30 protein-coding genes and 3 pseudogenes are annotated in these 25,651 nt (G+C 69.3%); 12 read left to right on the top strand and 21 right to left on the bottom strand.

The genetic code is table 11. The features are described 5' to 3' along the window. Window positions 1–3 precede the first annotated feature (3 nt). The 6 genes from mqnE to ACFYXB_RS00420 all read right to left on the bottom strand — a co-directional run bounded on the left by mqnE (window position 4) and on the right by ACFYXB_RS00420 (window position 5,412). On the bottom strand, window positions 4–1,167 hold the full coding sequence (gene mqnE / locus ACFYXB_RS00445; RefSeq protein WP_351354681.1) for an aminofutalosine synthase MqnE: 1,164 nt from the start codon (window positions 1,165–1,167) through the stop codon (window positions 4–6). Between the two features lie 37 nt (window positions 1,168–1,204). Continuing rightward, window positions 1,205–1,660, bottom strand: a complete 456-nt coding sequence (locus ACFYXB_RS00440) for an Lrp/AsnC family transcriptional regulator (protein ID WP_389576426.1) — start codon at window positions 1,658–1,660, stop codon at window positions 1,205–1,207. A 72-nt stretch (window positions 1,661–1,732) separates the two neighbouring features. After that, window positions 1,733–2,392, bottom strand: coding sequence for a UbiX family flavin prenyltransferase (locus ACFYXB_RS00435; RefSeq protein WP_351354762.1), 660 nt, complete (start codon window positions 2,390–2,392; stop codon window positions 1,733–1,735). 46 nt (window positions 2,393–2,438) lie between these two features. Continuing rightward, window positions 2,439–3,011: a Uma2 family endonuclease gene (locus tag ACFYXB_RS00430; RefSeq protein WP_389576425.1), complete on the bottom strand. Its 573-nt coding sequence runs from the start codon at window positions 3,009–3,011 to the stop codon at window positions 2,439–2,441. A 44-nt stretch (window positions 3,012–3,055) separates the two neighbouring features. Continuing rightward, window positions 3,056–3,958, bottom strand: coding sequence for a menaquinone biosynthesis prenyltransferase MqnP (gene mqnP, locus ACFYXB_RS00425; RefSeq protein ID WP_388505912.1), 903 nt, complete (start codon window positions 3,956–3,958; stop codon window positions 3,056–3,058). Continuing rightward, on the bottom strand, window positions 3,955–5,412 hold the full coding sequence (locus ACFYXB_RS00420) for a menaquinone biosynthesis decarboxylase (protein WP_389576424.1): 1,458 nt from the start codon (window positions 5,410–5,412) through the stop codon (window positions 3,955–3,957). The genes mqnP and ACFYXB_RS00420 overlap by 4 nt, the downstream gene beginning before the upstream one ends. Before the next feature lie 87 nt (window positions 5,413–5,499). On the opposite strand from ACFYXB_RS00420, the gene ACFYXB_RS00415 reads away from it, so the two are divergent. Next, complete coding sequence (locus ACFYXB_RS00415; RefSeq protein ID WP_351354696.1) at window positions 5,500–5,889, top strand: PLD nuclease N-terminal domain-containing protein; 390 nt, start codon at window positions 5,500–5,502, stop codon at window positions 5,887–5,889. Between the two features lie 174 nt (window positions 5,890–6,063). Here the strand turns inward: ACFYXB_RS00415 and ACFYXB_RS00410 are convergent, their stop codons facing one another. Beyond that, on the bottom strand, window positions 6,064–6,687 hold the full coding sequence (locus tag ACFYXB_RS00410) for a hypothetical protein (protein ID WP_389576423.1): 624 nt from the start codon (window positions 6,685–6,687) through the stop codon (window positions 6,064–6,066). 54 nt (window positions 6,688–6,741) lie between these two features. Then, on the bottom strand, window positions 6,742–7,074 hold the full coding sequence (locus ACFYXB_RS00405) for an ArsR/SmtB family transcription factor (protein ID WP_389576422.1): 333 nt from the start codon (window positions 7,072–7,074) through the stop codon (window positions 6,742–6,744). 104 nt (window positions 7,075–7,178) lie between these two features. Between ACFYXB_RS00405 and ACFYXB_RS00400 the strand changes: the two genes are divergently transcribed. Beyond that, a complete protein-coding gene (locus ACFYXB_RS00400; protein WP_389576421.1) occupies window positions 7,179–8,147 on the top strand; it encodes a zinc-binding alcohol dehydrogenase family protein in 969 nt (322 codons plus the stop codon). On the opposite strand, the gene ACFYXB_RS00395 is transcribed toward ACFYXB_RS00400, so the two are convergent. Both ACFYXB_RS00395 and ACFYXB_RS00390 read right to left on the bottom strand, forming a co-directional pair. Further along, window positions 8,144–8,263, bottom strand: coding sequence for a DUF397 domain-containing protein (locus ACFYXB_RS00395; protein ID WP_389577406.1), 120 nt, complete (start codon window positions 8,261–8,263; stop codon window positions 8,144–8,146). The two genes, ACFYXB_RS00400 and ACFYXB_RS00395, sit on opposite strands and share 4 nt — an antisense overlap. Beyond that, a pseudogene (locus ACFYXB_RS00390) lies at window positions 8,220–8,493 on the bottom strand (transcriptional regulator); the annotation flags it as partial. The gene ACFYXB_RS00395 and the pseudogene ACFYXB_RS00390, both read right to left, overlap by 44 nt. A gap of 4 nt (window positions 8,494–8,497) precedes the next feature. Here ACFYXB_RS00390 and ACFYXB_RS00385 point away from each other — a divergent pair. Then, window positions 8,498–8,905: a hypothetical protein gene (locus tag ACFYXB_RS00385; RefSeq protein WP_389576420.1), complete on the top strand. Its 408-nt coding sequence runs from the start codon at window positions 8,498–8,500 to the stop codon at window positions 8,903–8,905. Here ACFYXB_RS00385 and ACFYXB_RS00380 read toward each other — a convergent pair. Then, window positions 8,844–9,611 (bottom strand): CDP-alcohol phosphatidyltransferase family protein, encoded by a 768-nt coding sequence (locus ACFYXB_RS00380; protein ID WP_389576419.1) that lies wholly within the window; start codon window positions 9,609–9,611, stop codon window positions 8,844–8,846. The genes ACFYXB_RS00385 and ACFYXB_RS00380 overlap by 62 nt on opposite strands. Window positions 9,612–9,690: 79 nt before the next feature. Continuing rightward, window positions 9,691–9,864 carry a hypothetical protein gene (locus ACFYXB_RS00375; protein WP_389577462.1) on the bottom strand — a complete coding sequence of 58 codons (174 nt, stop codon included), beginning with the start codon at window positions 9,862–9,864 and terminating at the stop codon, window positions 9,691–9,693. Window positions 9,865–9,911: 47 nt separating this feature from the next. On the opposite strand from ACFYXB_RS00375, the pseudogene ACFYXB_RS00370 reads away from it, so the two are divergent. Then, window positions 9,912–10,292, top strand: a pseudogene (locus ACFYXB_RS00370) (2OG-Fe(II) oxygenase family protein); the annotation flags it as partial. A gap of 51 nt (window positions 10,293–10,343) precedes the next feature. On the opposite strand, the gene ACFYXB_RS00365 reads toward ACFYXB_RS00370, so the two are convergent. From ACFYXB_RS00365 to hemL, 8 genes are all read right to left on the bottom strand, one after another. Continuing rightward, window positions 10,344–10,748, bottom strand: a complete 405-nt coding sequence (locus ACFYXB_RS00365) for an SRPBCC family protein (RefSeq protein ID WP_389576418.1) — start codon at window positions 10,746–10,748, stop codon at window positions 10,344–10,346. Window positions 10,749–10,821: 73 nt separating this feature from the next. Next, window positions 10,822–11,922: a c-type cytochrome biogenesis protein CcsB gene (gene ccsB / locus ACFYXB_RS00360; RefSeq protein ID WP_389576417.1), complete on the bottom strand. Its 1,101-nt coding sequence runs from the start codon at window positions 11,920–11,922 to the stop codon at window positions 10,822–10,824. Then, entirely contained in the window at window positions 11,919–13,646 is a 1,728-nt protein-coding gene (locus ACFYXB_RS00355) for a cytochrome c biogenesis protein ResB (RefSeq protein ID WP_389576416.1), read from the bottom strand. The genes ccsB and ACFYXB_RS00355 overlap by 4 nt, the downstream gene beginning before the upstream one ends. Before the next feature lie 4 nt (window positions 13,647–13,650). Next, window positions 13,651–14,424, bottom strand: coding sequence for a cytochrome c biogenesis CcdA family protein (locus ACFYXB_RS00350; RefSeq protein WP_389576415.1), 774 nt, complete (start codon window positions 14,422–14,424; stop codon window positions 13,651–13,653). Between the two features lies 1 nt (window position 14,425). Next, window positions 14,426–15,016, bottom strand: coding sequence for a TlpA family protein disulfide reductase (locus ACFYXB_RS00345; protein WP_388502643.1), 591 nt, complete (start codon window positions 15,014–15,016; stop codon window positions 14,426–14,428). A gap of 66 nt (window positions 15,017–15,082) precedes the next feature. Beyond that, window positions 15,083–16,372 carry a hypothetical protein gene (locus ACFYXB_RS00340; protein ID WP_389576414.1) on the bottom strand — a complete coding sequence of 430 codons (1,290 nt, stop codon included), beginning with the start codon at window positions 16,370–16,372 and terminating at the stop codon, window positions 15,083–15,085. Between the two features lie 120 nt (window positions 16,373–16,492). Beyond that, the gene (locus ACFYXB_RS00335) at window positions 16,493–17,140 is read right to left on the bottom strand and encodes a histidine phosphatase family protein (protein ID WP_388502667.1); all 648 of its coding nucleotides are present in this window, start codon (window positions 17,138–17,140) and stop codon (window positions 16,493–16,495) included. A 44-nt stretch (window positions 17,141–17,184) separates the two neighbouring features. Beyond that, a complete protein-coding gene (gene hemL, locus ACFYXB_RS00330) occupies window positions 17,185–18,525 on the bottom strand; it encodes a glutamate-1-semialdehyde 2,1-aminomutase (RefSeq protein ID WP_389576413.1) in 1,341 nt (446 codons plus the stop codon). A 344-nt stretch (window positions 18,526–18,869) separates the two neighbouring features. Between hemL and ACFYXB_RS00325 the strand changes: the two genes are divergently transcribed. Further along, on the top strand, window positions 18,870–19,508 hold the full coding sequence (locus ACFYXB_RS00325; RefSeq protein ID WP_351354747.1) for a hypothetical protein: 639 nt from the start codon (window positions 18,870–18,872) through the stop codon (window positions 19,506–19,508). Window positions 19,509–19,649: 141 nt separating this feature from the next. Next, entirely contained in the window at window positions 19,650–20,006 is a 357-nt protein-coding gene (locus ACFYXB_RS00320) for an ArsR/SmtB family transcription factor (RefSeq protein ID WP_389576412.1), read from the top strand. Window positions 20,007–20,031: 25 nt separating this feature from the next. Here the strand turns inward: ACFYXB_RS00320 and ACFYXB_RS00315 are convergent. Then, window positions 20,032–20,522: pseudogene (locus ACFYXB_RS00315) on the bottom strand (aquaporin); the annotation flags it as partial. Between the two features lie 277 nt (window positions 20,523–20,799). Here ACFYXB_RS00315 and ACFYXB_RS00310 point away from each other — a divergent pair. The 6 genes from ACFYXB_RS00310 to ACFYXB_RS00285 all read left to right on the top strand — a co-directional run bounded on the left by ACFYXB_RS00310 (window position 20,800) and on the right by ACFYXB_RS00285 (window position 25,643). After that, window positions 20,800–21,384, top strand: a complete 585-nt coding sequence (locus ACFYXB_RS00310) for a TMEM165/GDT1 family protein (RefSeq protein WP_389576411.1) — start codon at window positions 20,800–20,802, stop codon at window positions 21,382–21,384. A gap of 534 nt (window positions 21,385–21,918) precedes the next feature. Further along, window positions 21,919–23,574 carry an ATP-binding protein gene (locus ACFYXB_RS00305; protein ID WP_389576410.1) on the top strand — a complete coding sequence of 552 codons (1,656 nt, stop codon included), beginning with the start codon at window positions 21,919–21,921 and terminating at the stop codon, window positions 23,572–23,574. Window positions 23,575–23,623: 49 nt separating this feature from the next. After that, complete coding sequence (locus ACFYXB_RS00300) at window positions 23,624–24,052, top strand: roadblock/LC7 domain-containing protein (protein ID WP_351361854.1); 429 nt, start codon at window positions 23,624–23,626, stop codon at window positions 24,050–24,052. A gap of 2 nt (window positions 24,053–24,054) precedes the next feature. Continuing rightward, on the top strand, window positions 24,055–24,432 hold the full coding sequence (locus tag ACFYXB_RS00295) for a DUF742 domain-containing protein (protein WP_351361807.1): 378 nt from the start codon (window positions 24,055–24,057) through the stop codon (window positions 24,430–24,432). Continuing rightward, the gene (locus ACFYXB_RS00290) at window positions 24,410–25,012 is read left to right on the top strand and encodes an ATP/GTP-binding protein (protein ID WP_351361809.1); all 603 of its coding nucleotides are present in this window, start codon (window positions 24,410–24,412) and stop codon (window positions 25,010–25,012) included. Before ACFYXB_RS00295 ends, ACFYXB_RS00290 begins: the two co-directional genes overlap by 23 nt. A gap of 31 nt (window positions 25,013–25,043) precedes the next feature. Then, complete coding sequence (locus ACFYXB_RS00285) at window positions 25,044–25,643, top strand: GAF domain-containing protein (RefSeq protein ID WP_351361812.1); 600 nt, start codon at window positions 25,044–25,046, stop codon at window positions 25,641–25,643. The last annotated feature ends 8 nt before the right edge of the window (window positions 25,644–25,651 follow it).

Below are 25,651 nucleotides of genomic sequence, written 5' to 3'. Positions count from 1 at the left end.
GCGTCACACCCGCATGGGCTGCGGCGACTCCCGACGCAGCGGGTCCGGGCCGTCGTACTCGCGGATGATCTCGTAGCGCGTGTTGCGCTCCACAGGCCGGAAGCCCGCGTCACGGATGAGGTCCAGCAGGTCCTCGCGGGTGAGCTTGTTCGGCGTGCCGTAGTTGTCGGCGTCGTGGGTGATCTTGTATTCGACGACCGAGCCGTCCATGTCGTCCGCACCGTGCTGGAGGGCGAGCTGGGCGGTCTGCACGCCGTGCATCACCCAGAAGACCTTGACGTGCGGAACGTTGTCGAACAGCAGCCGCGATACCGCGAAGGTCTTCAGGGCCTCGGCGCCGGTCGCCATCTGGGTGCGGGCCTGGAGGCGGTTCCTGACCTTGCCGTCCTTCATGTCGACGAAGTCGTGCTGGTAGCGCAGCGGGATGAAGACCTGGAAGCCGCCGGTCTCGTCCTGGAGTTCGCGCAGCCGAAGGACGTGGTCGACCCGGTGCCGCGGCTCCTCGATGTGGCCGTACAGCATGGTGGACGGGGTCTTGAGACCCTTCTCGTGCGCCAGGCGGTGGATGCGCGACCAGTCCTCCCAGTGGGTGCGGTGGTCGACGATGTGCTGGCGGACCTCCCAGTCGAAGATCTCCGCGCCGCCACCGGTGAGCGATTCGAGCCCCGCGTCGATCAACTCGTCGAGGATCTCGCTCGCACTCAGCCCCGAGATGGTCTCGAAGTGGTGGATCTCCGTCGCCGTGAAGGCCTTCAGGGAGACGTTCGGGAGAGCGGCCTTCAGCTCCCGCAGCGAGCGCGGGTAGTAGCGCCACGGCAGGTTGGGGTGCAGGCCGTTGACGATGTGCAGCTCGGTGAGGTTCTCCGACTCCATCGCCGTGGCGAGCTTCACCGCCTCCTCGATGCGCATCGTGTACGCGTCCTTCTCGCCCGGCTTGCGCTGGAACGAGCAGTACGCGCAGGACGCGGTGCACACGTTCGTCATGTTGAGGTGCCGGTTGACGTTGAAGTGGACGACGTCGCCGTTCTTCCGCGTCCGCACCTCGTGCGCGAGTCCGCCCAGCCAGGCCAGGTCGTCCGACTCGTACAGCGCGATGCCGTCCTCACGGGTCAGCCGCTCACCGGCCCTGACCTTGTCCTCCAGCTCGCGCTTGAGCCCGACATCCATGCCTACACCTTTCTCCGACGACTCCCCAACCGTACGGCTAGACCTCTTCCGGCAGTTCGCCGACCCGGTTCTCCCACTTCGTGGACAGCACGATCGTGGTACGGGTGCGGGAGACGCCCTTGGTCCCGCTGAGCCGCCGGATGATCCGCTCCAGGCCGTCGACGTCGGTGGCCCGGACCTTGAGCATGAAGGAGTCGTCGCCCGCGATGAACCAGCAGTCCTCGATCTCCCGCAGGTCCTTCAGCCTGCGCGCCACGTCCTCGTGGTCGGCGGCGTCGGAGAGCGAGATGCCGATCAGGGCGGTGACGCCGAGGCCGAGGGAGGGGGCGTTCACGGTGGCACGGTAGCCGGTGATGACGCCGGCCGCCTCGAGCCGGTTGATGCGGTCGGTGACGCTGGGTCCCGACAGGCCGACGAGGCGTCCCAGCTCCGCGTATGAGGCCCGGCCGTTCTCCCTCAGGGCCTGGATGAGCTGCCTGTCCACCGCGTCCATGCGATCGAAGCCTTCCGATGAGAGGTCTGCAGAGTTCCTGAAGTGATGAGTACTAACTGCGCCGTGTGATGCTCACTCGGTCCGCGCACCGCCGCCGAGCTCGCCCTCCCAGCGGCGGTAGAGCCCGTGCGTCACCCCCGCCGCGTCGAGGACCCGTCCCGCGACGAAGTCCACCAGGTCCTGGATGTGGGTCGCGCCCGCGTAGAAGGCCGGCGAGGCGGGCACCACGCTCGCGCCCGCGTCGTCCAGGGTCACCAGGTGCCGCAGCGTCTGACCGTTGAGCGGGGTCTCCCGTACGGCCACCACCAACGTGCGGCGCTCCTTGAGGGTCACGCTCGCCGCCCGCTGGAGCAGGTCCTTCGACAGCCCGAGGGCGACACCGGCCACGGCGGCGGTGGAGGCGGGCACGATGAGCATGCCCTTCGCCGGGTACGACCCCGAGGACGGGCCGGCGGCGAGATCCCCCGCGTTCCAGTACCGCACCCCCGTGACGTCCACCGTGAAGGTGCCGGGCTTCCCGTCGGCGCCGCGCGACAGCCATTCCCGCAGGTCGTCCTGCCAGTGGGCGTCCCGGAAGGCGATGCCGGTCTCGTCGAGCAGCGTGAGCCGCGAGGCCCGGCTGACCACCAGGTCGACGCGCTCACCGGCGGCCAGGAGCGCGCGCAGCACGGCGGCGGCGTAGGGCGTGCCGGAGGCGCCGGACACCCCTACGATCCAAGGCGTGCGCTGCATTTCTCCTGCGTTCACACCTTGAGCGTACCGGTGGGGTGGGGTGTGCTCAGGACTGGCTGGGGGCCTTGGGGCCGATGGGAAGGCGGCTGGTGTCGACAGTGAGGCGTCCGAGCTTGGTCTCCACGGTGACCTTGCCCCCGTACGGAAGCGTGTCCCGTCCGAGATAGCCGTCGGGGCCGGGATTCCACAGCGTGACGACGTGCCCCCTCTGCGGATCGAAGATCAGGTAGTTCGGAATGCCCCGGGCCGCGTACTGCTTGTTCTTGACTTCGTAGTCGTTGCGGACGCTGCTCGGGGAAACGACCTCGATGGCGAGTTCGATGAGCTCGGGCGCGTAGGCACTCAGATTCCGGTCTCTCTCGGCCGCCGGGATGAGGGCGAGATCGGGACAGAACTCGAAGTCGTCGCTGAACGGGATCGCCACATCGCTGATGAATCCCCACTCCGGGCCCAGTTGAGCCTCGAACCGTGTCCAGAGACGCATGATGGTCTCGTTGTGGAACGGCCTGAGCGGACTCATCACGATATTGCCCTCGACAACCTCCATCCGGTACCCGCGGAACATGTCCTCGTACCGGGCGAGTTGCGAGTGCAGGCGGTCGCTGTCCGAGATGGTCACGTCGGCCTTCCTCTCTCTGCACTCGATGGTAGGCCGGACCGTACTCACACGGTCAGACCACGCACGAGGAGATCGAGCAGCGCACACACGAACAGGGCAATCCCGATGAACCCGTTGACGCTGAAGAACGCCCTGTTCAGCCGGGACAGGTCGTGCGGGCGCACGATCGTGTGCTCGTAGGCGAACGCGGCCGCGACGATGACGAGGCCCAGCCAGAAGAACGCGCCCGCGTCGGTGGCCAGGCCGTACCAGACGAACAGGGCCGTCGTGATCGCGTGGCAGACCCGCGCGCCCCAGATCGCCGCCGGGATGCCGAAGCGCGCCGGGACCGACATCACGCCGATCGCTCGGTCGGTCTCGATGTCCTGGCACGCGTAGATCAGGTCGAAGCCGCCGATCCAGACGCCGACGGCCAGGCCCAGGATCCCCGCGGTCCAGGACCACTCACCGCTGATCGCCAGCCAGCCGCCGACCGGGCCCATCGCCTGGGCGAGGGCGAGGAGGGCCTGGGGGAAGTTCGTGAAGCGTTTCCCGTACGGGTACACCACCATCGGAATCACCGCGATGGGGGCGAGGGCCAGGCACAGGGGGTTCAGCGCGGCCGCCGCGCCGAGGAAGATCACCAGGGCGATCAGCGCGCCCGTCCAGGCGTGCCGCACGGACATCGCGCCGGTCACCAGCTCGCGGTGCGCGGTGCGCGGATTGCGGGCGTCGATCTCGCGGTCGATGATCCGGTTCACGGCCATCGCGAAGGTGCGCAGCCCGACCATGCAGATGGTGACCAGGAGCAGCCTGCCCCAGTGGATGTTCCTGTCCCACTCGAACATCGCGGTCAGCGAGGCGATGTACGCGAAGGGGAGCGCGAAGACCGAGTGCTCGATCATCACCAGCCGCAGGAACGCCTTGGTGCGTCCTGGCTGCGGAATCGCGGCGGAGGCGCTGCTCACAGGCCGTACTCCTTCCACCGGCGGTCGACCTTCGCCGCCGTCTGCGGGTCGGACAGCACCATCTCGGGCCAGCCCCCGTCCCGCGTGTAGCCCTCCTCGGGCCACTTCCTCGTCGCGTCGATCCCGGCCTTGCCGCCCCAGAACTGCTGGTAGGAGGCGTGGTCGAGATGGTCGACGGGACCTTCCACGACCGTGAGGTCACGGGCGTAGTCCGTGTTGCCGAGGGCCCGCCAGGCGACCTCGTGCAGATCGTGCACGTCGCAGTCGGCGTCGACGACCACGATCAGCTTGGTCAGGGACATCATGTGCGCGCCCCAGACCGCGTGCATCACCTTCTGGGCGTGCTTGGGGTACCTCTTGTCGATCGAGACGATCGCGCAGTTGTGGAAGCCGCCGGCCTCGGGCAGGTGGTAGTCCACGATGTCCGGCACGATGATCTTCAGCAGCGGGAGGAAGAACCGCTCCGTCGCACGGCCGAGGGGTCCGTCCTCCGTCGGGGGGCGGCCTACGACGATCGACTGCAGCAGCGGCCGGCGCCGCATCGTCACACAGTCGATCCGCAGCGCCGGGAAGGGCTCCTGCGGGGTGTAGAAGCCGGTGTGGTCGCCGAAGGGTCCCTCCGGCAGCATCTCGCCGGGCTCCAGCCAGCCTTCCAGCACGACCTCGGCGTTCGCCGGCACCTGCAGCGGCACGGTCTTGCAGTCGACCATCTCGATCCGCTTGCCCGCGATGAACCCGGCGAAGAGGTACTCGTCGATGTCGCCGGGCAGCGGCGCGGTCGAGGCGTACGTCACGGCGGGCGGGCATCCGAAGGCGATGGCGACCGGCAGCCGCTCACCCCTCTTCGCCGCCACCTGGTAGTGGTTGCGGCTGTCCTTGTGGATCTGCCAGTGCATGCCGATGGTGCGGTTGTCGTGGCGCTGGAGGCGGTACAGCCCGAGGTTGCGGATGCCCGTCTCCGGGTCCTTGGTGTGGGTGAGCCCGAGGTTGAAGAAGGAGCCGCCGTCCTGGGGCCAGGTGAACAGCGCCGGGAGCCGCTCCAGGTCGACCTCGTCCCCGTGCAGCACGACCTCGTGCACGGGCGCGCTGTCGGACTTCACCTTCTTCGGCGGTACGTGCGCCATCGCGCCGAGCTTCCCGAAGGCCTCGCGGACGCCGACGAATCCGTGCGGCAGCTCGGGCCGCAGCAGGCCGCCGATCTTGTCGCTGATCTCGCCGTACGACTTCAGGCCGAGGGCCTTGAGCAGGCGCCGGTCGGTGCCGAAGACATTCATCGCGAGGGGCATGGCGGAGCCCTTCACGTTCTCGAAGAGCAGCGCCGGGCCGCCGGACTTCTGCACCCGGTCGACGATCTCCCCGACCTCCAGATACGGGTCGACCTCGGCCTTGATGCGCTTGAGGTCACCCTCGCGCTCCAGCGCCCGGAGCAGGGAGCGAAGATCGTCGTAAGCCATGGGGTCCAGTATCCCCGAGCGGCTACCCTGGCCCCGTCACGGGGCCGGGTGAGGGCCCCTCAACCACATTCCAGGGGGCTTTCCGCCATGCTCAGGCTGCTCATGTACCTCGTGCCGCTGGCGCTGACGATCTTCGCACTCATCGACTGCCTGAACACACCCGAGGACGAGGCGAGGCATCTGCCCAAGATCGCCTGGGTTTTCATCATCCTGCTGTTCTGGATCGTCGGCCCGATCGTCTGGCTCGCCGCGGGCAAGGTCCGCCAGCCCCCGGTGGGCGGCCGCACGCCCTCGGAGTGGCACCGCAACCACCGCTTCGACCAGGTCGCCCCGGACGACGACCCGGCGTTCCTGAGGTCCCTCGCCGACGAGAACAAGCGGGACGAGGCGCTCCTGAAGAACTGGGAGGCCGACCTGCGCCGCCGCGAGGAGGAACTGCGCCGCAAGGAGACCGGCGAGGAGTCGAAGGACATCTGAGGGGGCTGCACGGTCCCGGAGTCGGCGGAGGCCGATGCGTGCAGGTTGTACGCCGGTCAGCCTCCCGAAGCGGACAGTGCGCCCCTGGGCCCGGACCGGCGGGAACCGGAACCAGGAGAAGTACGTCGGCTTCGTGGTGGCGGCGGGGGTGTACGGGGTGCTGCGGCGGAAGGGTCAGCCGACGTCGGCATGAGCCTGCTCCACGTGCTCGACCCGGATGTACCGGGCGTTCTGCTCTCCGTACGCCTTCTCGATGATCGGCTCTGCCGTGTCGGGGTCGTCGACCCCGACACGGACGAACCCCCGCTCGTCCACGGCGACTTCACGCATCTCGAAGGTGCCGTCCCAGCGCTTGATGTCGGTCACGATGCGGTCGGAGAGGGCGTCGAGCGTCTTCCGGTTCACATCGGTGTCGTGCAGCCGGACGGTCACACCCCGGACGGCGAGGCCGCAGATCTCGGCGTCGAAGGCGTCGGAGGGGATGCGCCACACGTCGGCGGCCCGGTCGTCCTCGTCGACGCCGAGTCCGGTGAAGACGCCCGGGTAACGCCGGGGCGCCACTTGGTCGATGCGCAGGACGACGCGCAAGGTGGCGGACTCGCCGTGGAGGTCGGGGAGGCTGCCGGCGGGACGGGTGCCGACGCATTCCGTCCCGGCGTCACCCTTGCTCCGGACACCGGCACGTTCGTCGGCGCCCAGGTTCCGCAGTCCGTGCAGGGTCAGGGCGACCGCCACGGCGACGGCGACGACCGCGAGGGCCACGCCGACCCACATGTAGGACCGTACGCGCTTGTTCATGTCCCCTCCTTCGCTCCGGGTCCGTAACTGGGACGCCGGAGCGGGCGAGGACGTTCAGACGGCCGGATCGTCCCGCAGAACCAGCTCGAGCAGCCCCGGGAAACGGGCGTCGAACTCCGCCCTGCGCAGCCGGTTGACCCGCCGGGGCCCCTCGTCGCGCTGCTCCACGAGGCCCGCGCTCCGCAGTACGGCGAAGTGGTGGCTGAGCGCCGCCTTGCCAACCGGCACGTCGAAGCTGCCGCAGCTGCGCGACCACTCCGTGGAAGACGCCAACTCCCTGACGAGGCTGAGGCGTACGGGATCGGCCAGTGCCGCGAGGGCGGTCTGGACGGAGACGTCCTCGGGATGGGTGTGCTCGGGGGCGGCCCGATGACTGGTGGTGGCCATGCCGTCCTCCTCACCCTGTCACGGTTGCCGAGTGTTCGATGAAAACCATACACTCGCGAGTGTTCGCCTCTCATCGAACACTCAGTGAAGGGTGCTGGTGTGCCATGCGCGCGGTCGAGTTCCAGGAGTACGGCGGTCCCGAGGTCCTGAAGGTCGTGGAGACCGAGGTTCCCGAACCCGGGCCCGGTCAGGTGAGCGTCGACGTGGCGTACACCGGCGTGAACTTCGCGGATCTGAAGGCGCGTTCGGAGGGCTACCGGGTGCCGGGGCTGCCGTTCGTCCCGGGTCTGGAGGTCTCCGGCCGTGTGCGAGCCGTTGGCGACGGGGTCGAGGGCCTGACCGTCGGCCAGGAGGTGGTCGCCCTGACCGAAGGCGGCGCGTACGCCGACGTGGTCGTGGCCGACGCGACGACCGCCTTCCCGGTGCCCTCCGGCGTCGACCTGCGCACAGCCGCCACCCTGCCGACGGTGCTGCCGACGGCGTACGCCCTGGTCCACTCGGTGGGCCGCCTCCAGCCCGGCGAGACGCTCCTCGTCCAGGGCGCGGCGGGCGGAGTGGGCACCGTGGTCGGGCAGTTGGCGCGGGCCGCGGGCGCGGGCGCCGTGTACGGCGTGGTGTCCTCGGCACCCAAGGCGGCGTACGCGCGTGAGCACGGCTACGACGAGGTGTTCGTCGGCGCCTTCCAGGAACCGGTGCGGGAGGCGACCGGCGGCCGGGGCGTCGACCTCGCCCTCGACCCCGTGGGCGGCGAGACCCTGCGCGCGAGCCTGGCTTCACTGGCCGTCTTCGGCCGCCTGGTCTCCTTCGGCAACGCGAGTTCGGCGGCGCCGTGGAGCGTGGGCCAGCCGGAGCTGTATCCCCTCGGCATCTCGGTCGCCGGCTTCTCCATCCTGACCCTGGCGAAGACGGCGCCGGACCGGCTCCGCGCCCTGTCCGAACGCGCCTTCGCGACGGCGGTCGACGGCACGGTGTCCCTGCCGGTGACGGCGGAGTTCACCCTGGAGGAGGCGGCGGAGGCGCACCGGCTGATGGGGGCGCGGACGAGCACCGGGAAGTTGTTGATCCGGCTCTAGGAAACGGACGCCACGAACTCCGACCAGGCCTGGCGGGAGATCAACAGGGTGGGGCCGGTGGGGGTTTTGCTGTCACGGACGGGGACTACGGCGGGGAAATCGGGGGCGACTTCTATGCAGTCGCCGCCGTTTGAACCGCTGTAGCTGCTCTTGATACCAACTCGCCGCGCTCAGCTCGTGCCTGTCCATGATGCGCGTACCCTTCCATGAAGTCGCTGATCAGAGCGGCAGATTCAGGGCCCGACAGCACATCGGTCCTGAGCACATCATAGGTCCGGTCGTGGCGCGCGAAGACGGCCGGATCGTTGCTGAAATGGCCACGGTCCAGCGACTCCGAGTACACCCACGTGATGCTGCGTCCGGTGGGCGGCGGCCGGGAATGGGAGGCAGACCCGGGCCTGATCCGCCCGGCGACACAGGAGGAACGCGTGACCGCGGGCGTGCGGGCCGCCAACGCCCGCTCTTGGACGGGCCGTCGCCTCTTCCGCTACGTCCCGTACGTCATCGCCCAGGACCCCACGGCCCACCCGGAGTACGAGGCCCGCTGCGTCTCGGGCGACGAGTCCGACTGCGGCGCCATGTCAGGCCCCCACCCCGCCCCGGACCAGGTCGAGGAATGGCAGCGCCGCCACACCCAGGAGACCCGGCACCTGCGCTACCGCCGTACGTTCGCGGACTACGCGGTGCTCGAGAGGCTCAGCGCAGGCGCGACGACGACAGGATCGACAGCAGGTGGGCCGGGACCATCACCCAGGTGATCACGGCGAGGGCGCCGAGTGCCCACCGCGTCGGCTCGATCCCGCCGGAGACCGCGTCGGCGACAGCCGCGACCAGCAGCACCAGCGACGCCTCGATGCCGTTCGTCACGCGGTGGATCTTGAAGGCCGCCGCCAGTCGCCGTACGTTCGCCACGCCCTGGAAGCGCGGGCGCGTCGACTCGTCGTCGGCGACGCCGAGGCCGCGCCGCGCGCGGGCCACGTCCACCAGGTCCGTCGAGGCCTTCAGCAGGACCACGCCGAGGGCGGTGGCGATGCCGATCGACAGCCAGCCGCCGAAGCCGTTGTCCGCCGCCCGGAAGCCGGCGCCCGCCAGCAGCGCCGCGTCGGCCAAGTAGGCGCCCAGGCGGTCCACGTAGATGCCGGTTGCGCTGTTCTGGCCCTTCCAGCGGGCGACCTCGCCGTCCACGCAGTCGAAGAGGAGGAAGAGCTGCATCAGGATCACTGCGAGTACGGCACCTGGCAGGCCCGGGAGCAGGAGCGCTGCGCCCGCCGCCACCCCGCACACCACCATCGTCCAGGTCAGCTGATCCGGCGTGACCGGCGTGCGGACCAGTTGGCGGGTGAGGCGGAGGGAGAGCCTGCGCATGTAGAGGCGGCCCGCCCAGTGTTCGCCGTTGCGGCTCGCCAGCTTGGCCTGCGGCTGGCAGACCTCCCGCAACTCCTCCAGAACCGGAGCAGCAACCATGACCGTTCCTCCCACCCAACCGTGGCCCACCCGTGGCCCAACTGCCGCCCACCTGACGACGATCGGGCCAGGGTACAGATCAGGTTTCCCCTCGCTTTACCTGGCCCAGGACCGGGTCGCCGGGGCGGTGGTCCGGCAGCGCGAGCAGGGCCAGGACGTCCCCGGGGAACGCGGCCCGCAGCAGCCCCGCCCCGCCGAGCAGCCGTACGGCGCGGTCCAGGGCGCCGGTCTCGCGCGTGCCGTGCACCGACACTCCGACTCCCCGCCGACATCAAGGCCGCTTACGAGGCCAGGGTCGGCGGGCGGGGCTGGCTCGGGCCGCACACCGACTTCGGGACGGTCACCATCCTCGACCGGCAGGCGGGCAAGGGCGGGCTCCAGGTCTTCACCGACGAGGGCGGCTGGGAGGACGCGCCCTACGATCCCGCCGCCTTCACCATCAACATCGGTGATCTCATGGCCCGTTGGACCGGTGACCGGTGGCGGTCCGGGCGGCACCGGGTGCTGCCGCCGCCCACGGACGCGCCCGCCGAGGAGCTGATGTCGCTGGTCTACTTCGGCGAGTGCACCCCGGGCACCTGCGTCGAGTCCGTGCCCGCGCCGGTGAGCCGGGGGGCGTATCCGCCCGTCGACTCCCACACGTACCTGAGGGAGAAACTCGACTCGATCACCGTCGCCTGACGGGGAAGCCACCGGGGAAGGAGTGCCTGCCGTCGGCGTAGGCGCCCGGAGCTAGTCGGCGAGCTGTTCGATCAGCCGTTCGAACCGGCTCCGCCACCGCGTCTCCGCCTCCCCCTCGCCCCGGAACTCGTGCGTGAAGCGCAGAGTGCTCGCCGTGTCGCCGTCCCGCTCCAGGTGGAAGCGGATCCGGCCGCCCTCCACCGTGTACTCGGCGACCCGGTCCACGTCCCACGCGGTGACCCGCCCCGCACCCAGGCCCCGCAGGCTGACCGCGCCACCGAGCCGGGGTTCGAGGACATCGGCGGCCGTGAACCACCCCGCGAGCCCCTCCGGGCTGGCCAGCGCCGGCCAGACCTTCTCCATGGGCCGCGGGATCCGCACGAGGAAGTGCAACAGGTGCGTGTTCCCGTCGGTCCTGCTGGTGCCCTGTTGGATGGGTCCGATGGAACCGGTCATGACACCAGCGTGACCCGCCACGGAGGGTTCCGCACGCCTTACGGCCGCCGCCCCGGCCTCTGACGGGGACGGCTCACACGCCCGCGTAGGAGTGCTTGCCGCTCACGAAGATGTTGACGCCGTAGTAGTTGAACAGCCAGCAGCCGAACGCGATCATCGCGAGGTAGGCGGCCTTGCGGCCCTTCCAGCCGGCCGTGGCGCGGGCGTGCAGATAGCAGGCGTACGCGACCCACGTGATGAAGGACCAGGTTTCCTTCGGGTCCCAGTTCCAGTAGCGGCCCCAGGCATCGCCCGCCCAGATCGCGCCCGCGATGATCGTGAACGTCCACAGCGGGAAGACGGCCGCGTTGACGCGGTAGGCGAACTTGTCGAGCGAGGCGGAGGCGGGCAGCCGCTCCAGGACCGAGGTCGCGAAGGCGCCGGGCTTGCCGCCGGTCTGCAGCTTGTTCTCGTACGAGTCCTTGAACAGGTACAGGATCGTCGCGACCGCGCCCACATAGAAGACCGCGCCGCAGAAGATCGCCGTGGAGACGTGGATGTACAGCCAGTACGAGTGCAGCGCCGGGACCAGCTGGTCGCTCGCCGTGTACAGGACCGTGACCGCGAGGCCCAGGTCGAGCAGGACCGTGGTGATGAGGAACAGGCCCATCCAGCGGACGTTCTTCTTCAGGGCCAGCAGCGCGAGGTAGACGGCGACGGCGACCGTGGAGAACGTGATGTTGAACTCGTACATGTTGCCCCACGGCGCACGCTCCACCGAGGCCGCCCGGGCGACGACGCCCGCCAGCTCCACGAGGAACGCGAGCACGGTGAGAGACACGGCGATCCGGCCGTACATGTCGCCCTGCTCGTCACCGCCGTGCGCGCCTGGTCCGTCCGGTACGTCCCGGGCGCCGGCCGCGGTCCGGACGACGATCTTGGGCCGCTCCAGTACAGCGGTGCCGCCCGCCTTCTTGACGGTGACGGCGGGCCCGGCGGCCTTTTTCGTCGCGTCCGGGGTCAGCGCGGCGGCCGTACGGCCGACCTTGCTGCGGCTGCCGAGCAGCCACTCGGCGATGTAGGCGAAGAAGGCGAGCGTGTAGACGGCCATCGCGGAGTAGATCAGCGTGTTGCTGATGCTCGCGAGGTGTTCGTTGGTCGCGACGGCGAGTTCGGTTGCGGCGGCGGAAGTCACTGCTTCTCAGCCCCTTCGGCAGGTACGACGTGAGGGTCGGGGGATGGTGAAGGGTCGTCCTCGGGGTCGGGTGCCCCGGGCGCCTGGTCGTAGAGGGTTCCGGCGAGGTCGCCCAGTTCCTCGGGCACCTTGGATGACTCGCTGCGGCCGAGTCCGGCCATCTCGACGACGGTGACGCCGTCGGCGCCGCGCACGGCCCGCACCCAGACTCGGCGGCGCTGGATGAACAGGGAGGCGGCGAGGCCGAAGATCGCGGCGACGGCACCGCCCAGCGCCCAGCCGCTGCCGGGCTCCTGGACGATCTCGAAGCCGGCCCACTCCTTGATCTCCTTGTCGAAGGTGACCGAGCCGGCGCCGTTCGGGAGCTGCATGGTCTGCCCGGGCTTGAGCTGCTGCTTGAGCAGATTGCCCTGGGCGTCCTTGAACTCCTTCATGTGCTTCTTGTTGAGCTGGTACACGCTCTGCGGGATGCCCGAGTTGACGCCCAGGTCGCCGTGGTAGGCGTTCAGCGCGAGCATCGGGTTGAACAGCGCCGGGAACTGGGAAAGCATCGTAGATCCCTTGCCGCCGTAGGTCGGCAGGAAGAACGCCTGGAAGCCGAGCTGTTCGCTGACGCCCTGCGCGTTCTTGTAGCCGTCCATGACCTTGACGACGCCGGACGAGGTGACGTTGCCGTCGAGCGGCAGCAGCGGTACGGCGTCGCGGAAGACGATGTTCCCCTTGCCGTCGCGGACGGTGACGACGGGCGCGTAGCCGTGGCTGACCAGGTAGACCTTCGCGCCGTCGATCTCCAACGGCTCGTTGACCTTGATGGTGGTCGCGGTCTCCTTGCCGTACGCGCCCTTGCTGTAGGTGAGCTTCGCCTGGTAGGTGCGCGGAGTGCCGCGGTTGGGGCCGGTGAGTTCGTACGTCCCCGTGAAGTCCTTCAGGTCGAAACTGAACGGCACGAGGTCGTCGTTGGTGAAGAGGCTGCCGGACTTGAAGTCGTCGTACTGCAGCATCGAGTTGGAGAACCCGTCGCCCTCGACGACCAGCTTGGTGCCGTCCGACTTGTACATCTGCCCCCAGCCGAAGGCGATCAGCAGCACGATCAGGGCGACATGGAAGGCCAGGTTGCCCAGTTCGCGCACGTACCCCTTCTCGGCGGCGACGGCGTCCCCGACGAGGTGGGCGCGGAAGCGGCGCTTCTTCAGCAGGGCGAGCGCGGCCTCGCGGACCTGCTCGGGGTCGGCCTCGGTGCGCCAGGTGGTGTAGGCGGGCAGCCGGGTCAGCCGCTTCGGCGCACCCGGCGGACGGCCGCGCAGCTGGCCCACGAACTGCCAGGTGCGGGGCACGATGCAGCCGATGAGGGAGACGAACAGCAGGATGTAGATCGCGGAGAACCACACCGAGCTGTAGACGTGGAAGAGGCCGAGCTTGTCGTAGATCGGCGCGAGCGTCGTGTGGGTCCTGCGGAAGTCGTCGACCTTGGTGATGTCGATGCCGGTCTGCGGGATCAGCGAGCCGGGGATCGCGCCGAGGGACAGCAGCAGGAGCAGCAGCAGCGCGACCCGCATGGAGGTGAGCTGCCGCCAGAACCAGCGGACCCAGCCGATGACGCCCAGGCCGGGCAGGCTCACCGCCTCCTCCTGAGGCGCGGTGGACAACTGCGACCCGGCGGCGCCGAGGTCCTGGTCCTGGTCCTCGGCCCCGCTCGGGGAGGTGTCGGTGGTGGTGTTGCTCATCGCGTCAGATCCCCACAGTGAAGCCGTTGGACCAGGTCTGCATCTCCTGCACCAGGCGGTCCCAGGCCCCGGTCAGCAGCAGCACACCGGTCACGATCATCATCGTGCCGCCGATGCGCATCACCCAGGCATAGTGGCGCTTGACCCAGCCGAAGGCACCGAGAGCCTTGCGGAAGGCCACGGCGGCGAGCACGAACGGCACGCCGAGGCCCACACAGTAGGCGACGGTGAGCAGGGCGCCGCGCCCGGCACTGGCCTGGTTCATGGCGAGTCCCTGCACGGACGCCAGGGTCGGACCGATGCAGGGCGTCCAGCCGATCCCGAACAGCGCGCCGAGCAGCGGCGCCCCCACCAGTCCGGTCGCCGGACGGTTGTGGAAGCGGAACTCGCGCTGGGTGAGCCAGGGCATCAGGCCCATGAAGAACACGCCCATGGCGACCATGAGCGCGCCCAGCACCTGGGACAGCACTTCCTGGTGGTCCTGCAGTGTCGCCCCGAAGAAGCCGAACAGGGCGCCGCCCGAGACGAACACGACGGTGAAGCCGAGCACGAAGAGGGCGGCACCGCCGACCATACGTCCGCGCCGGGCCTCGGCCAGATCGGTGCCGGCGACTCCCGTGACGTAGGAGAGGTATCCGGGCACGAGCGGCAGGACGCACGGGGAGAAGAAGGAGACGAGCCCGCCGAGTACGGCGATCGGCAGGGCCACCAGCAGGGCGCCGTTGAGCACGGTCGCGTTCTGGCCCGTCTCCGCGGCGAGCGTCAGCACTGCACTCACGTCACTTCTCCGCGAGGACCGGCTTGATCATCTTGACCAGGGATTCCTCGCTGAGCGCCTGCAGCGCCCGCGCCGCGATCTTCCCGTCCCGGTCGATGACGAGCGTGGAGGGGATCAGCTGCGGGTTGAGCGTGCCCTTCTTGAAGCGGAGCATCAGCTTGCCCGTCGGGTCGTACAGACTCGGGTAGGTGATGCCCTGTTCCTTCTCGAAGGCGACCGCCGGGGTGGTGCTCGTGTCGCGGGTGTTGATGCCCACGAACTGGACGCCCTGGTCTGCGTACTCCTTGGAGACCTTGGCGAAGTACTGCCCCTCCGCGCGGCACGGGCCACACCACGAGCCCCAGACGTTGACGACGACGACCTTGCCCTTGTAGTCGGCGACGTCCAGGGTCTTGCCGTCGATCGTCTTGCCCGACAGGTCGGGCGCCGCGGCCCGGGAACCCTTCGCGGCCGTGTCGATGCCGTTGTTCCCGGTCACGAAGTTGGTGTTGCCACCGCCGCCCGAGGTGCCGCCGGAGCCGCACGCGGACACGGTCAGGGCCGATGCGGCGACCACGGCGCTGAGCAGGACGGCGCGGCTACGGGTACTCATGTGAAAAGTTTCGCATGTCCGATCCGGGGATCTTGCGCACCCCCCTTGCGGGTGGAAACCCGCATTTCAGGCGGCACTTCCGGAGGGTGCGGGGCTGTCGGACAAAAACTCCTTCCAGCCGCTCGCGGGCTGCTGCCCGACGTCCAGGGTGCGCAGCTTGTCGAGCACCTCGGGCCGCTGGGCGTCCAGCCAGTCGGTGAACTGCCGGAAGGAGACGAGCCGTACGTCCGCGCCCTTCTCCTTCTCGCGCGCGATGTACTTGAAGGCCTCCTCGACGGCGTCCATGTAGATGCCGCCGTTCCACTGCTCGAAGTGGTTGCCTATGAAGACGGGTGCACGATTTGTCTCGTATGCCCGCTTGAAACCAGAAATATAGGCCTGGGCGGATTGGGTGCGCCAGCCCGGGTAGTTGTAGGCGGGCGCCTTCGTCGAGTTGACCGACTGGTTGGCGAGGATGTTGTAGTCCATGGACAGCACCTCGAAGGACCGTCCGGGGAACGGGATCTGCTGCAACGGCAGGTCCCAGACCCCCTGCCTCTTCACCGGCCACACCTGACGCCCGCCCGGCGAGGAGGCGTCGTAGCGCCAGCCGAGCTCGCGGGCGGTGGGCAGCAGGTTGTCCTGGCCGAGGAGACAGGGCGTACGGCCGCCGACGAGCTCCTTGTCGTAGTCGAACGGCAACGACGGCAGGTCGCTCCAGCCGGTGTTGGTCCGCCACTCCTTCACGAACGACTTGGCCTGCTGGATCTCGCTGCGCCATTGCTGCGGGGTCCAGTGGCCGACCGTGCCGTAGCCGGCGCAGAAGTGCCCGTTGAAGTGGGTGCCGATCTCGTGGCCCTCGAGCCAGGCGCGGCGGACGTTCGTCAGCGTGGCCCTGATGTGCTCGTCGGTGAGGTAGCCGATGTCGGAGGCGCCGCGCGGGTTGTTCGGCGGGTCATAGAGCCGTTTCTTCGACTCGGGCAGCAGATAGAGCCCGGAGAGGAAGAAGGTCATGCTCGCGCCGTGCTCCCTGGCGAGGTCGAGGAAGCGCGGGAAGAGCCCGTTGCCGACCTCGCCGGCGCCGTCCCAGGAGAAGATCACGAACTGCGGCGGGGTCCGGCCGGGCTCCAACGGCTCGGGTCGCGCGGGCTGGTGGGGCTGCTTGCCGGTGAAGGACGTGGAGCCGTCGCCGATGGGCCGGACGGGATGAGCGGAGCCTCGCCCCTTGCCGGACCCCTCGCCGCTTCCGGAACCGGCGGCGGCGGTCGAACCGTCTGAGCCCTGGGTGGCGCGATGCGTGCCGCACCCCACGAGCCCGACTGCGGCCGTGGCACCGGCCCCGAGCCCGAGGGCTCCCCTGCGAGTGAGCGTGCGCATCGCATCCCCGTTCATCACGTCCTGCTGCTGGTCACCCAGTCAGAGGGCGGGACGAACGGGGAGGTTGCTCGTGATTATCGTGATTTCGCAACAAACACGACGAACGTGTCGTACGGCGTCCTACGCCCCGAAGGCCTTGCTCTTCCCCTTCACCGGCTTGGCGCCGGCGAGGAGATGGGCCGGGACGAGATCGCGCGCGGGCTCGGTGTAGCCGACGGACACGATCTTGTCGCCCCGGTAGGTGAAGGTCGTCAGCGAGGCGAGCGTGCACTGCCGCTTGCGCGGGTCGTGCCACAGGCGCCGCTTCTCGACGTAGGACCGCACGATCCAGATCGGCAGCTGATGGCTCACCAACACGGCCTCGTGGCCCCGGGCCCGGTCCTTGGCCGCGTCCAGCGCCTGCATCATCCGCACGACCTGGTCGACGTACGGCTCGCCCCAGGACGGCTTGAACGGGTTGACGAGGTACTTCCAGTTCTCGGGCTTGCGCAGCGCGCCGTCGCCCACGCCGAAGGTCTTGCCCTGGAAGACGTTGTCGGCCTCGATGAGCCGCTCGTCGGTGTCCAGGCCGAGCCCGTGCGCCTTGGCGATCGGGGTCGCGGTCTCCTGCGCCCGCTCCAGCGGCGAGGCGACGACGTACGTCACGTCGCGCGGGGCGAGGTGCTCAGCGACCCGGTCGGCCATCTGCCGCCCCAGCTCGGACAGGTGGTAGCCGGGCAGCCGCCCGTACAGGATCCCGTCCGGGTTGGCGACCTCGCCGTGGCGCATGAGATGGACGACGGTGATATCGCTCTCGGTGCTGCTGATGTCGCTCACGCGGTGGCCTCCGCGGCTGCTCGGGCCGCCGCCGGGAGGGCGTCGGCGATCTTCTGGATGGCCCGCTCGTCGTGGGCCGTGGACACGAACCAGGACTCGAAGGACGACGGCGGCAGATAGACGCCGTTCGCCAGCAGCGACTGGAAGAAGGCGGTGAAGCGGAAGGACTCCTGACGCCTGGCGTCCTCGTAGTCGCGCACGCGCCGGTCGGTGAAGAAGACGGAAAACATGTTGGAGGCGGTCTGCAGCTGGTGTGCGACGCCTTCCTTGGTCAGCGCCTCGGTGACGAGCGACTGGATCTGCGCGGATACGGAGTTCACCTTCTCGTACGCCGCGTCGTCGAGCAGCCGCAGCTGGGCGAGCCCGGCGGCGGTGGCGACGGGATTCCCGGACAGGGTGCCGGCCTGATAAACGGGCCCGGCCGGGGCCAGATGGGCCATGACGTCGGCGCGCCCCCCGAAGGCGGCGGCCGGGAACCCACCCCCCATGACCTTCCCGAAGGTCATGAGATCGGGCTTGACCCCATCGATCCCGTACCACCCGCTCCGACTGGTCCGGAAGCCGGTCATGACTTCGTCGGAGATGAAGAGGGCGCCGTTCTTCGAGCAGGCGTCCTTGAGCCCCTGGTTGAACCCGGGGCCCGGCGGCACGACGCCCATGTTGCCGGGCGAGGCCTCCGTGATGACGCAGGCGATCTCACCGGGGTGCCGGTGGAAGGCCTCCTGCACGGCCTCCAGATCGTTGTACGGCAACACGATCGTGTCGCCCGCCTGGGCACCGGTGACGCCGGGGGTGTCGGGCAGCGCGAACGTGGCGACGCCGGAGCCGGCGGCGGCGAGCAGCGAGTCGACGTGCCCGTGGTAGCACCCGGCGAACTTGATCACCTTGGCCCGCTGGGTGAACCCGCGCGCGAGCCGGATGGCGCTCATGGTCGCCTCGGTCCCGCTGGAGACGAGCCGGACCTCCTCGACGGGCTCGACCCGGGCGACGATCTCCTCGGCGAGGGCGACCTCGCCCTCGCCGGGCGTGCCGAAGGACGTACCGCGTGCGACGGCCTCCTGTACGGCGGCGATCACGTCGGGGTGCGCGTGCCCGAGGATCATGGGTCCCCAGGAGCAGACGAGATCGACATACTCGCGCCCGTCGGCGTCGGTCAGATACGGACCGCTGCCGGAGACCATGAACCGGGGCGTGCCGCCGACGGCACGGAAGGCGCGCACCGGGGAGTTCACGCCCCCGGGCGTGACGAGGGACGCACGGTCGAACAGGGCCTGCGACACGGGCGCTTCGTAGGGGTAGGGCGGGTGGGGCGCTCCTGTGGAGGGCGATTCACTCATGACCTGCGACTTCTCCGACCTTCTCGGGACCGTTTCCGGCCATCTCGACGTACCCGTACCCGGTACCCGGACTGCGGTTGCATAGTGACCTCCTCAGGGTAGGCCGACGCCGTCACCTGTCCGGCAAACACGTGGTCGATCCGCGGCCATCTGTAAGACTGCGAAGTGAAGTGAGAGGTGATACACACAGCTCATATGGCACAGCGTGTTCAGGGGCTGCGAAGATCCTGCGGACCGGTGTTTCGGCGCACGTTTCGGCGGGCGGCCGTGGGGGAGGTCACTGACACGATGATCGGGTTGCGCGGCCGGGGCCACGCGTCCTAGAAAAGCAGTCGGGTGGAGATATGCATCGCGGTGGCGGACTGGGCGAGGGGACTGATGACCTGGGTCCTCGACGTGCCCGGCAGGGAAGGCACCGACGCGAGGCGGAGGAAGCGGCCGAAGCACGTCAGACACATGGTGGACCGGGTGAGTCGGAGCGGGACGACCGACGTATGGACCGGCGGACAGAGCGGCTGAGGGCGGGGAGCAGGAATGGTGGTCGGGTGGGGGTGACGTACAAGTACTTCGGCGCGCCCGACGGCGCGACCGCGGCCCGCGTCCCGATCTCGATGCGCCCCGAGGAACTCGGCGGCGACGAGCTCGGCATGAACGGCATGTTCACCAAGATCAAGCCGGAGACGATGGCCGCGATGGTGCTGACCGGCATCGAGGGCGTACCCCTGCACAAGGTGCCACCCCTGGAACTGGTCGTCCTGCACCCCGACTACGCGGTGGTCAAACTTCCGATGACGGTGGTCGACCCCCTCCGCGGCATAGGCGAGGAGGCGGTGGGCGCGGCGGCGTTCATCTGGTCGACGGTCCCGGACCGGGGCGGGCCGCGGGATGCGTTCAATGTGTACCAGTTGCTGCACGAGTGGCAGGACTTCAGCCATCGGTTGCATGAGGCGGGGCATCAGCCTTATTGCCTTGTTTGGCCGTGAGCGGAGTTTCTTGCGGAGTGGGCGAGGCTTTCCCGCTTCGCCTCACCTGGCCCCCGGGCCCAGGCAGCAGGGCCAATATAGACATTCATCGAATTCAGGCGCCCATCCCTCCACCGGTTCGACATGTGTCAACATAGACGTATGTCGAATACCAAGGTGCTGCCCCTGCTGGAGCCCGAGGTCGTGGCGCCGTGTTGCCCGCCGCTCACCGAGCGGCCGCTGACCGCCGAGGAGGCGGAGAAGACCGCCCGGATGTTCAAGGCGCTCGGCGATCCGGTGCGGTTGAGGCTGTTCTCGCTGGTCGCTTCGCACGAGGGCGGCGAGGCGTGCGTGTGCGACATCTCCGACGTCGGCGTCTCCCAGCCGACCGTCTCCCATCACCTGAAGAAGCTCAAGGAAGCCGGGCTGCTCACCTCCGAGCGGCGAGGCACCTGGGTGTACTACCGGGTCGAGCCGCCAGTCGTCGCCGCGATGAGGCAGATGCTCGGCATGGCGTGAGCCGGCCGGTCCGGGACCGTATGCGTCACTCGGCGGATTTCCGGCCCGGTGTGAAGATGACCGCCACCAGCGCCAAACCGGCCACCGCGCCCACGAGTTGCATCCCGATGATCCCGGTGACCGACCCGGGGGCTATACCCGCGAACATGTCGGTGAAGGCTCGGCCTATCGCCACCGCCGGGTTGGTGAAGGACGTGGAGGACGTGAACCAGTACGCGGCGCCGATGTAGGACGCGACCGCGACGGGGGCGAAGCGGAGGCGGTCGGTGCGGGCCAGGCCGAAGATCAGGAGGATCAGGCCGGCCGTCGCTAAGACCTCGCCGAGCAGCAGGTCTCCGGCGGAGCGGTCATGGGTGGACCACTTGACCAGCGGTTCGCCGAACATCGCGTCGGCCAGGATCGCGCCCGCGATCGCGCCGACGATCTGCGCCGGGACGTACACCGCCGTCTCACGCAGGGTGACGCCGGCGCCACCCGGCGGGCCGTCCACCACTCGGCCAGCGTGACCGCCGGGTGACATCGGCCATACCGGCGTCCGGCAGGGTCCCTGTACCCTGGAGGCACAGCGAAGGGGAGTAGCCCCGCGAACCGGTCGTCGACATGCTGGAGCCCTCGGGCTCCCGGTGGCCGGGCCCGTACACATCGTGGTGCGGGTGGGCGAGACCTTCGGCCAGGCAGTGCTGTGCCCGTATGCCGCGGGCGCACCGTCATGCCGGGCCGACGGTCGTCCGTAGCCCCGCCGAGGGTGACTCGCGATGGTCCGGGGGCCCGGCCCGTACAGAAAGCCCCAGGAATGCACCTCGACCCCCTGGCGATCATCACCGCCTTCGGGCTGATCTTCCTCGCCGAGCTCCCCGACAAGACGATGTTCGCGTCGCTCGCCATGGGCACCCGTATGCGCCCGCTGTACGTGTGGTTCGGCACCTCTACGGCGTTCATCGTGCACGTCGCCATCGCCATCGGAGCCGGCAGCCTCATCGGTCTGCTGCCCGACTGGATCGTCAAGCTCATCTCCGCGTCCCTGTTCGCCTTCGGCGCGTTCATGCTCCTGCGCGGCGGGGGTGACGACGACGAAGAGGACGCGAGCGGCAAGGCCGTCACCGGGTTCTGGCCGGTCTACAGCACCGCCTTTATGGCCGTGTTCATCAGCGAATGGGGTGACCTCACCCAGATCACGACCGCCAACCTGGCTGCCACGAACGGCACTTGGTCGACGGCGATCGGTTCCGCGGCCGCTCTGATGTCCGTGTCCGCGCTCGCGCTGGTCGCCGGCCGCTTCATCGCGAAGCGCGTCCCGCTCAAGACGGTTCAGCGCGTCGGCGGCGTGTGCATGCTCGGCCTCGCCGTCTGGTCGGTCGTCGAGATCTTCGTCGGCTGACAAGCCGCAGCACACCAGCCCCCGCCCACGACCCCGGCACCCCGCACTCCATCCCCCTCCGGGAAGGACTGCAGGATGCCGGGGTCGTACCAGTTGCACCGCATGGTCCCCTTCTCGCCACCCTGAACACAGACGCTCATCAATGGCGTAATTCCAGCTTGTTGCCTTACTCGGCACATACGCCCTTTGTCTCGTACGCGCTCCCGCCGCCGACCTCGAACGCTCGGTAAAAAATCGTTTCGGCTGGCCAGGTGTCCCCTAACTGTCATGGAGTGATTACGTTCCCCAGGGGCGTTTGGCGTAGGGTGGCTGTCCGATTAACTGTCTGATTCCATACTGGAGTTGACGGTTGCATCGCGCTGCGCGCCGAGTGTCCCCAGTTGCTTGATCGAGAGGACCCCGATGCCCGAAACCCCGACTTATGCAGTGCGTTCGGAGCCCGGTCGGGTGACGGCGACACTGCCTGCACGGAACAGGCATGCCAGGCCCCCTACTCAGGACTCGCCGACGGATTCGGCCATACGTTCCCGTGCCGTGCGCCTCGCCGTGCTTCCCGCGGTGCTCATGGCGCTGCTGGCCACCGCCGTGGTCGTGTTCGTCCTGCTCTCCCAGGAGGGCGCCGCCCACGCGGGCACGTGGGCCGTCCTCACCGCCGCCGCCGTCCTCGGCTGCGGAGTGCTCGTCGGCGCGGTCCGCTCCGGCCGCGGCGAGGAACGTGCGGTGTCGCAGCGGTACGAGTTGCTGCGCCACAGCGTCGCCGCGGGGCAGGCCGACCTCCAGGACGTACTGCGCCGGGTGGAGCAGGGCGAGCAGGTCGAGCAGGTTCCGTTCACCCATCACGCGCCGCCGCCCGAGGACACGCTCGGCCGACTCGGGTACGAGATCAGCGTCGGCATGTGGCAGGCCCGGACGGTCGTGGCGCAGACCGCGCAGCTCGCCCGCGCCGGCGCGCCGGACAGCGAGGAGAAGGTCGAGGTCTTCGTCAACCTCGCCCGGCGTCTGCAGTCCCTCGTGCACCGGGCGATCAACATGCTCGACCAGCTCGAGAACGAGGTCGAGGACCCAGAGCTGCTCAAAGGCCTGTTCCACGTCGACCACCTGGCCACCCGCATCCGTCGCCACGCCGAGAACGTCGCCGTCCTCGGCGGCTCGGTCTCCCGCCGGCAGTGGACGCGCCCGGTGACCCTGACCGAAGTGCTGCGTTCGTCGATCGCCGAGGTCGAGCACTACTCGCGGGTCAAGCTGGTGCCGCCGATCGAGGGCACTCTGCGCGGCCACGCCGTCGCCGACGTCATCCACCTGCTCGCCGAGCTGGTGGAGAACGCGACGATCTTCTCCGACCCGCACACCCAGGTGCTGCTGCGCGCCCAGCGCGTGACGGCGGGGCTGGCCATCGAGGTCGAGGACCGCGGTCTGGGCATGCCGGTGCACGAGCAGGCCCGGATGAACGCGCTGCTGGCCGAGCCGGACCGCATCGACCTGAGCAAGCTGCTCGCCGACGGCCGCATCGGCCTGTACGTGGTGTCCGCGCTGGCCCGCCGGCACGGCATCGCGGTACGGCTGCAGAACAACATCTACGGCGGAACCCAGGCGATCCTGGTCGTCCCCAATGGGCTCATGGGCAGCGAACCGGCCGAGGCCGACGCCCGGGCGGTGGCCGAGGCCTCCCGGCCGGCGCAGGTTCCCCCGGCCCAGGTCGCTCCCGCCCAGGTCCCCCCGGCGCAGATCCCCGCGCCGCGTCAGGCGCAGGCCCCGGCCGCCGCCGTACCGGCCCCGCACATCCAGCCCGCCGGCCACACCGCCGTACAACCGGCCGTGCAGGCATCCGTCGGACACACCGTGCAGGCCGCCCTCGCCCAGTCGTCGGCGCCGCAGCTGCGGCAGCCGCTGCCGCCCGCCCGCTCGATGGGCGCGGCTTCGGCCCCGGCCCCGCCGTACACCCGGGAGCCGGAACCGATGGCCCCGGCAGACGGCGGGTCCGCGTACGGAAGCCCTCACAGCGACCGGCCGCAGCTGCCCCAGCGGCGCGCGCAGGAGAACCTCGTGCCGGAGCTGCGCGACGGGCCCCTCCCCCGCCGGGACGACGAGCAGCAGGTCGAGCACGATCCGGGACTGATGGCCAGCTTCCAGCGTGGAGTCAGCCTCGCCGACCACGAACCCGACGAGCCGCCCGCCGACAGCTCCCGCTGACCGCAGGCTGCGTACTTCTTACAAGGAGAAGGAACCCCTCGTGAGCGACATGCACGCCGGCCAGGCGAAGAACCTGGACTGGCTCCTGGCCGGTCTCGTCCAACGGGTCCCCTACACCCGCAGCGCCCTGTTGCTGTCCTCCGACGGACTGGCCAAGGCCTACGACGGGCTCGCGACGACCGCCGAAGCGGAACACCTGGCCGCCCTGGCCTCCGGACTCCACTCGCTGGCCCGCAGCGCGGGCATCCAGTTCGCGCAGGGCGCCGACGTACGCCAGGTCGTCGTCGAACTCGACACCGCCCTGCTGTTCGTGTGCGCGGCAGGCTCCGGCGCCTGCCTGGCCGTCCTCGCCGAGCGCGACGCCGACGCGGCCGTGCTCGGCTACGAGATGGCCATGCTGGTCAAGAGCGTCCGCCCGTACCTCGCCACACCCGCTCGGCAACAGCCGGTCGGGTCGTCGATGGATCCGGGGCGCTGAGGATGTCGGAGACAGAGGACGGGTCGTGGCTCGACGACGACGCAGGGCGCTTGGTACGGCCCTACACCGTCAGTAACGGTCGCACCCGTCCCTCGTCCCACTTCGACCTCCTCACCCTCGTGATGGCCACCGGCGTCCAGCCGTCGACGTATCTCGGCCCCGACTACGACACGGTCCTCGCGCTGTGCGACGCGCCCGTGTCGGTCGCCGAGGTCGCCGCCCATCTGCGGCTGCCCGCCGTCATCACCAAAGTCCTGCTCTCCGACCTCGAGACGCACCAGGCGCTCGCCAAGAGATCGCCCCGTGCCGTCGAGGCGGCCCTCCCGACCGACCGAACCCTCCTGGAGGCGGTGCTGCATGGCCTTCGCAAGCGGCTCTGATCCGTTCCCCACCGCCCTGAAGATCCTCATCGCGGGAGGCTTCGGGGTCGGCAAGACCACGTTCGTCGGAGCGGTCAGCGAGATCGAACCCCTGAGCACCGAGGAGCTGCTCACCTCGGTCAGCGCTCGCACCGACAGCCTGGTGGGCATCGAGGACAAGTCGACCACCACCGTGGCGATGGACTTCGGCCGTATCACCCTGGACCAGAACCACGTCCTGTATCTGTTCGGCACGCCCGGACAGGAGCGGTTCTGGTTCATGTGGGACGAGCTGTCCAACGGGGCACTGGGCGCCGTGGTCCTCGCCGACACCCGCCGGCTGGACCACTGCTTCGCCGCCGTCGACTTCTTCGAGCGGCGCGGCATCGCCTTCATCGTGGCCGTCAACGAGTTCGACGGCGCCTACCGCTACGACCCCGAAGAGATTCGCGCCGCGCTCGATCTCAAGCCCGATGTACCCGTGGTGATGTGCGATGCGCGGCAGTGCAACTCCTCGACCCGCGTGTTGATCTCACTCGTCCAGCATCTGCTCGCCTCGACTCCCGGCACCTCGCCCGTGGAGCTCAACCCGTCGCACTGAGCCACACTCGGCGCGACCGAATGGAGCCTGCATGTCAGCCCCGGTTCCCTACACCCAGAGCCAGTCCCAGTACGACCCGACCAGCCATCTGCTGCTGACCCCCGAGGACCGCGACGCGCCCGCCCGGGTGGCCCGGCTGCGTGAACTCGGCTTCGGGGACACCCCCGTTCCGGAGTTCGACGACTTCGCCCGCAATCTGGCGCAGGTCACCGGCGCGCCGTTCTCGATGGTCAACTTCATCGACGAGAACCGTCAGTACTTCGCCGGGCTGTACGCGGCCGGCCAGCCGGGAGTCGCCCTCGAGGCGGCCCCGCAGCAGGCGGTCGGCCGGACGATGACGCGCGACCAGGGGTACTGCCCGCACGTGGTCGTGCGCAAGAAGGCGCTGGTGCTCGAGGACGTCTGCGACTACCCGCGGTTCGCCGGGAACCGGGTCGTGGACGAGATCGGCATCCGCTCGTACATGGGCGCCCCGCTGATCGACTGGAAGACGGGCATGGCCCTGGGCACGATCTGTGTCGTGGACACGGACACCCACACGTGGGGGCGCGAGGGCCTGGCCACCATCAAGCAGATGGCGCAGCAACTGGTCGAGAAGATCCACGACATGGAGGAGCGCCGCGGGCACTGAACGGACCC

Origin of the sequence: Streptomyces sp. NPDC002619 (assembly GCF_042889305.1) — a bacterium.
In the GTDB taxonomy this organism is placed as follows: Bacteria; Actinomycetota; Actinomycetes; order Streptomycetales; family Streptomycetaceae; genus Streptomyces.
The sequence above is the reverse complement of the archived record's forward strand: the minus strand, read 5'-3'. Positions and strand labels throughout refer to the sequence as shown.

Excerpts from the sequence above, each read along its gene's own strand:
- mqnE (WP_351354681.1), bottom strand. The coding sequence starts at position 1,167 with ATGGATGTCGGGCTCAAGCGCGAGCTGGAGGACAAGGTCAGGGCCGGT.
- ACFYXB_RS00440 (WP_389576426.1), bottom strand. The coding sequence starts at position 1,660 with ATGGACGCGGTGGACAGGCAGCTCATCCAGGCCCTGAGGGAGAACGGC.
- ACFYXB_RS00435 (WP_351354762.1), bottom strand. The coding sequence starts at position 2,392 with ATGCAGCGCACGCCTTGGATCGTAGGGGTGTCCGGCGCCTCCGGCACG.
- ACFYXB_RS00420 (WP_389576424.1), bottom strand. The coding sequence starts at position 5,412 with ATGGCTTACGACGATCTTCGCTCCCTGCTCCGGGCGCTGGAGCGCGAG.
- ACFYXB_RS00415 (WP_351354696.1), top strand. The coding sequence starts at position 5,500 with ATGCTCAGGCTGCTCATGTACCTCGTGCCGCTGGCGCTGACGATCTTC.
- ACFYXB_RS00410 (WP_389576423.1), bottom strand. The coding sequence starts at position 6,687 with ATGAACAAGCGCGTACGGTCCTACATGTGGGTCGGCGTGGCCCTCGCG.
- ACFYXB_RS00405 (WP_389576422.1), bottom strand. The coding sequence starts at position 7,074 with ATGGCCACCACCAGTCATCGGGCCGCCCCCGAGCACACCCATCCCGAG.
- ACFYXB_RS00400 (WP_389576421.1), top strand. The coding sequence starts at position 7,179 with ATGCGCGCGGTCGAGTTCCAGGAGTACGGCGGTCCCGAGGTCCTGAAG.
- ACFYXB_RS00385 (WP_389576420.1), top strand. The coding sequence starts at position 8,498 with ATGCTGCGTCCGGTGGGCGGCGGCCGGGAATGGGAGGCAGACCCGGGC.
- ACFYXB_RS00380 (WP_389576419.1), bottom strand. The coding sequence starts at position 9,611 with ATGGTTGCTGCTCCGGTTCTGGAGGAGTTGCGGGAGGTCTGCCAGCCG.
- ACFYXB_RS00365 (WP_389576418.1), bottom strand. The coding sequence starts at position 10,748 with ATGACCGGTTCCATCGGACCCATCCAACAGGGCACCAGCAGGACCGAC.
- ACFYXB_RS00355 (WP_389576416.1), bottom strand. The coding sequence starts at position 13,646 with ATGAGCAACACCACCACCGACACCTCCCCGAGCGGGGCCGAGGACCAG.
- ACFYXB_RS00345 (WP_388502643.1), bottom strand. The coding sequence starts at position 15,016 with ATGAGTACCCGTAGCCGCGCCGTCCTGCTCAGCGCCGTGGTCGCCGCA.
- ACFYXB_RS00340 (WP_389576414.1), bottom strand. The coding sequence starts at position 16,372 with ATGCGCACGCTCACTCGCAGGGGAGCCCTCGGGCTCGGGGCCGGTGCC.
- ACFYXB_RS00335 (WP_388502667.1), bottom strand. The coding sequence starts at position 17,140 with ATGCGCCACGGCGAGGTCGCCAACCCGGACGGGATCCTGTACGGGCGG.
- hemL (WP_389576413.1), bottom strand. The coding sequence starts at position 18,525 with ATGAGTGAATCGCCCTCCACAGGAGCGCCCCACCCGCCCTACCCCTAC.
- ACFYXB_RS00325 (WP_351354747.1), top strand. The coding sequence starts at position 18,870 with ATGCATCGCGGTGGCGGACTGGGCGAGGGGACTGATGACCTGGGTCCT.
- ACFYXB_RS00320 (WP_389576412.1), top strand. The coding sequence starts at position 19,650 with ATGTCGAATACCAAGGTGCTGCCCCTGCTGGAGCCCGAGGTCGTGGCG.
- ACFYXB_RS00310 (WP_389576411.1), top strand. The coding sequence starts at position 20,800 with ATGCACCTCGACCCCCTGGCGATCATCACCGCCTTCGGGCTGATCTTC.
- ACFYXB_RS00300 (WP_351361854.1), top strand. The coding sequence starts at position 23,624 with ATGCACGCCGGCCAGGCGAAGAACCTGGACTGGCTCCTGGCCGGTCTC.
- ACFYXB_RS00295 (WP_351361807.1), top strand. The coding sequence starts at position 24,055 with ATGTCGGAGACAGAGGACGGGTCGTGGCTCGACGACGACGCAGGGCGC.
- ACFYXB_RS00290 (WP_351361809.1), top strand. The coding sequence starts at position 24,410 with ATGGCCTTCGCAAGCGGCTCTGATCCGTTCCCCACCGCCCTGAAGATC.
- ACFYXB_RS00285 (WP_351361812.1), top strand. The coding sequence starts at position 25,044 with ATGTCAGCCCCGGTTCCCTACACCCAGAGCCAGTCCCAGTACGACCCG.